Origin of the sequence: Acidovorax sp. (assembly GCF_046339755.1) — a bacterium.
In the GTDB taxonomy this organism is placed as follows: Bacteria; Pseudomonadota; Gammaproteobacteria; order Burkholderiales; family Burkholderiaceae_C; genus Acidovorax.
In genome coordinates this window covers 1-5,561 of sequence record NZ_JBKDTZ010000005.1, presented here as the reverse complement: position 1 = coordinate 5,561, position 5,561 = coordinate 1, and the positions used below count along the sequence as shown (strand labels likewise).

General features: G+C 61.8%; 1 protein-coding gene. It reads left to right on the top strand.

Annotation, left to right across the window (positions count from 1 at the left end; all coding sequences use genetic code 11):
- Nucleotides 1-545 precede the first annotated feature (545 nt).
- Nucleotides 546-5,546, top strand: coding sequence for a reverse transcriptase domain-containing protein (locus ACK59X_RS00270; protein ID WP_409954451.1), 5,001 nt, complete (start codon nt 546-548; stop codon nt 5,544-5,546).
- Nucleotides 5,547-5,561: the final 15 nt, after the last annotated feature.

Below are 5,561 nucleotides of genomic sequence, written 5' to 3'. Positions count from 1 at the left end.
GAGAAGCTGCTCCTCTTCTCCCAGGACGTGGAAAAACGAAAACCTCGAAAAACCTCAAGTCGAACTACCGCCGCTTGAGCCCGTCTTCGGAGCCTGGCATAGACGAGGCAGCAACATCGACACCCGAGTCCATCGCTGGAGCTCCAGCTGCGGTCACTGCGCCACCCAGCGGAGCGACAGGACGCTCTGGAGAAGCTGCTCCTCTTCTCCCAGGACGTGGAAAAACGAAAACCTCCGAAAACCTCAAGTCGAACTCCCACCTCTTGAGCCCGTCTCCAGAGAACGATATCGTCGAAGCTGCAACGCTGCTCCCTGCATCAACTGCAGTGAGAGGCAGTACGATCACCGAGGACCCAACACACTCAGTAACTCTCCCTCCTCCCCTCAGGAATGTCGACAACGTTCAGGAAAAATCCAAAAATCCGACGACTTCCCGCCCCGCTCGTTGTGAGCGCCTCATCGCTTCACACGACCCGAGCTCAGAACTCACCGACACGATCGATCTCTTCAGCAATCTCTCCCTGAAAGACCAGACCCATCCGAGCATGACGCTCCGCTCCGGTCTGAAAGTTCGCCAAAGGTCCGACGAATCACCAGTCAGGGAACCGAACCTCGACGTGATCATGACATCCAGAGACGCAGACACGGAACTGAACGTCATCTTCAACGCTTCCCGCTTCGTGACGCTCACGGCAGTACCTGACCTCAACAGGTACAGGGCGAGCGCGCTGACAGCGACCGAACGCCCCTGCCCGCTCACACCAGAGAGGAGCGGCTTCTGCATCATCTACACGGTGCGGAAAATCCTCGACTCGTTGAACCGCTGCCCTCCACAAAATCACGACGAGGAAACCTCAGAGACGACGCCTCACCTGGAGGCGATGGAAGTGGACGACAGGTCACCACCACCTCCGCTCTCCGAGAAAGCCATCGCGCAAGAACTCATCGCCACCATCAAAAGCGACAAGAAGTACGAGAACGCCCTCGAGAGACACAAAGCCACGCGCGATCTCAAGGGAGAGAAGACGGACGACGTTTCCAGAACGCGTGAAGCCAGAGTCCAGATCCTCCAGAAGTTCATCGATGAAGAGGCCTCCACCCTCGACAAGGCGCACTTCGCCCAAGACCTCGACTTTGAGCTCGTCGCCGAAACCTTCTTCGCCTTCCTCGTGCTCGCGCGCGTTGACGACCTGAACTCAGTCATGATCTTCGGAGACTTTACGAGCGACACGACAAACCCGCCCTGCATGTTCTACGAAAACTCTCACGTAGAGCCGTTCACCATCGCTCCAGGTCACTCGGTGAAGCTGTCCTTCAAGCGACCGGCCATCAATGCCGGAGCGCCAAAACAGAGCAGAACTCGCTCACCGAACCACGCGTCGACGGACGACGTCACGGACGACGACCTCGATGCCAACGACCTCCCGCGCACCGATCTCCACGTCAACACCGACGACGACATGCTCGACATCAACTTCATCCCGCATCGACCAGCGGAGGCGATCGAGGCGCATCCGCTCGCCCCGACCAGAAACGGAAACGATACCGAAATCGACAACCTCGAGACCGGTAAAAGTGCACACAAGTCCACGAGGAGCATGGGAACGTCCCCACCGCCTCCAAAGCCGAAAAAACTCACCTCGATGCCAGTCGTCAGAGAGGGACCGGCGCCGCCATCCCTCAACGTCCCAGAGCTCTGGCACGCGCTCTACCTGGAGCAGTCCGCGGAAGACCTCGCAGCCATCGAAAAATGGAGAAAGTCAGTCGAGGAGAAGAAATGGCTGTGTCAGTGGAAAAGCTGCCCGAAACAGTGCAGCAGCAAAAGCGACCTACTGACACACATGAGCTCCGCGCACATCAGCAAGATCAGCAACCACGTCAACGAAGCTGACTTTGCCACAGCGCTGGCAGCGTTTCTGATCGGCACCGACCACATGGTCTGCTTGGGCCACGACCCCACACACAAGTTCAAGTGCTCTCACGACAAAGGACCTTTCGCCAGCATCACGCCGAAAGGGTTCCGGACCGGACCCGAGCTCATGTCTCCTGGGCGTCCGAACTTCTTCTGGGTATGCGAAAGCTGCAGCGCCCTCGCGGTGGCCCTGCAGGCGTCGCGCGAGGGTCACATCCTCGCGCGCCATCCAGTCCTAGTGACGCCTCCGGCGATGGCGCCACCGCTGCACTTCCGCCCGCCACACAACTGCACCGACACAAAGTGGACGACTCCCAACGGTCGCACGATCACGGCAAAAGACGTAGCGGACCTCAGCTCAGGCACGGTCTCATCGACAGACATCAAAGACCACGCCTGCAAAGCCCTCTTCGAGGCCCACCTCGGAGCCCTCCTCGAAGCAGTCGCAGCGAGGACCGAAGGAGCCGTCCTCGGCCTCCTCATCTACACGACGCAAATCGCACGCGCGACCAAGTCGAAGTTCCCCGAGACCATCGCGAAGCAGCTCAAGCGCTGGGAGGCCGGCAAGTACGACAAGTTCACAGAGCCGTACAAACCGAAGAAAAAGAAAGACGACGCAGACGATGCAGCCGGCGAGCCGGATGAACCAAGAGTCCCTCCAAGCCCCGCAGCGCGCATCCTCAGGATTGCAAAACTCAAGGGCACAGGAGCGGCAGCTGCGACCCTTGACCAGTGCGGCACAGCGACCGCGTCTCCTCTCCTCCAGGGCGCGATCCAATCGCTCTTTCCCTCGCTCCCGGTCCCAGTCGCAGCGAAAGCGCACGGCCCGTCCAGTTCACGCGCCTCGCAAGTGCCCAAACCGCAGGAGCCTCCCGCACCAGGCTCCAACCCACAGAGCGCCAAGATGACCGTCGAAAACGTGAAAAAGACCCTCACCAACATCTCCAGCTCATCCTCGTCCGGCTTCGGAGCGCTCTCGGCAAAGACCCTCCTCACACTGGTCAACAACCCAGACAACAAGCACGCCGCAAGAGCGCTGACCGACTTCCTCAACCACATGCTCGCCGGGACGCTCTCCGAGACAGCCTCGCGCCTCCTGCAGACCACGATCGTCATTCCAGCGCTCAAGAAGGAAGACGGCGGCGAAGACGCGAGCAACCTCAGACCCATCGCCATGCCCTGCGTCCTCCCCAAGATCGCAGCCAAGTTCCTCGCGAACAAGTGCAAGGGAGACATCACCGCGGCGCTGGGTCCCAGGCAGCTCGGAGCCGGCACTCCGGGAGGCACCGAGATCATCGCCCACTCCGCCGAGCTGATCATGGCGCACATGTTCTTCACCAAGACTCCCTTCGTGGTCATCAACCTGGACGCCAAGAACGCCTTCGGCCACTGCCACCGGCCGACAGCGATCGAAGCGTTCCGCGTCCACGCTCCGCTCGCACACGCGTACATCAAGTCGACGTACGGCGTCACCAACCACGGCTACGTCAACAGTCTCCCGATCTCCATCGAGCAGGGAACGAGACAGGGCGACCCGCTCGCCACCGCGTTCTACGCCTTCAGCATCATGAAGGTCGTCGAGACCATCTCCAAGGACAACCCGGCCGCCCTCATCCTCTCGTACGTCGACGACATCCTGATCCTCGCGGAGCCAGCGACGGCATACAAGATCGTGGCGGAGTTCTACGCCCTCGGAAAGGACGTCGGGTACTTCCTCAACCTCAACAAGACCGTCATCGCCGTCAACCCGAGCGCGCCGTCCGACGCAGACAGCGACGCGGTCCACCAGCGAGGCCTGGACCTCCTCGCCAACATCGCCGAGGACGCAGCCGGTCCCGCGGCTCGCGCCAGCTTCCTCTCACGCTTCAAGCACGACGACGCAGGCCGCCGCATCTTCGACAAGGGCCTCATCGCCACAGGGACGCCGTGCTTCTTCCACGACCCTCGGTCGCCGTGCCAGGAAGCGATCGACCTCACCACGGCCAGGATCCACAGCGCCACGCTCAAGCTCAACCGCATCAAGAGCATCGAGAACAGACAGCTCACCATGGCCATCCTGCGCGAAGCCCGCAACATCGGCCTGATCGTCCATCACATCCGCCAGGTCCACCCGAACATGTGGAGTCGCATCGACTCCCAGACCAACATGCTGGCGCCGTTCGACGACTCCGTGATGAACATCTTCATGCAGAACGTCGTAGGCAGCTCGCACGGCGACGACACGTGGTTCCACGCGTGCGATCTCGAAGCGATCAACGCGCCTCTCCACGAGAGCGGCGGCGGCATCCGTCGAGCCACGGAGCTCGCGCCGTCAGCGTGGCTGAGCTCGGTGCAGCAGTTCTTCGAGCAGATCATGGGCCATGTGTCGACCCTGGTCCCGCTCCATACCGCTCGCGACACGGTCGAACGCCTGGCGATCCCAGCACGCGAACGCCACATGACGCTCATCAAGGACCTCGCGTCGCCACGGGACACCGTGTTCCCCAACTTCGAGACGTACGACCCTCCCAAGGCGGACGGCAACGCGAGAGACCGCGAAGCCTTCGCCGCGTCAAAGAAGCTCCAGGCCACCCACAGCGCAAACATCGACGCCCTCCACGCCCAGACGCGGTACGCCCTCAACGACCGCGACAACAACAACGACTCCTCCACCGCCGACCTCAAGAGGCAGAGCAAGTCCATGGAGACCCGATGCCTCTTCACCATCCCAGGCCGCAGAGGAGGCGTGCACCTGACCAACGACCAGGTGTCGGTGATGTTCCAGGTGCAGCTCGGCCTCCACCGGCGCCTCGCTCTCCGCGGGAGCGACAACATGCACAACTGTCCCTCCAAGTCCCGGGAGAACCACTCGCTCGGCGCGTGCAACAAGTTCTTCGTCACGCGCCACAACGCCGTCTGCGAGGCCATCGGCGTCGCCGCCCGCCTCGCCGGCCTCCACGGCCGCGTCGATGCCAACCTCGCCAGGTCGCACCAGATCATGAACCTCAACAACGACCCCAAGACCCCAAAGCTCGAGCCAGGCGACCTCACCGTCATCAACTACAACAAGCAGGGTCAGAAGTGGTGCTTCGACGCGTCGCTCGTCGACACCATGGCGTCCGGCAACAGCAAGGTAGACATCCTCACTCTCCTCGCCACCCGAGTCAAGGACAAGATCAAGAAGTACGACGACACGTGCCGCGCACACAACATCGTCTTCCGACCGATCGTGCTGACGCAGCTCGGACGGCTCCACCCCGCGTCGTACGCCGTGCTCCGAGATCTCCTCGGCGTAGAGGACGCGGCGCCGCGCGATGCTCCGGCGTCGATCGCCAGACAGCTCGCCGACGATGTGCCCGTCTCGGCGGAGCAGCTCCGTCGCAGGACGCTCCTCCGGGAGCTCCAGACGGAGATCGCCGGTACCGCCAACCAGTACCATGCGATGAGCGTGATCTATCACGCATCACTAGGCACGGCCCCCGTGGCCACCACCGTCCCGGACGCGACCGCGAACGAGACAACCAGGACAGTCCCCATTGACGATCCGAGCAGCACAACCACCACCCCCGAGGAGACCGCCGTCGCAGATGTAGCTGCGGGCGAAGCAACAAGGACCGCCAGCGATGGCGGTCCAAGCAGCACAACCACCTCTTAGTTTCTATATTAGTTT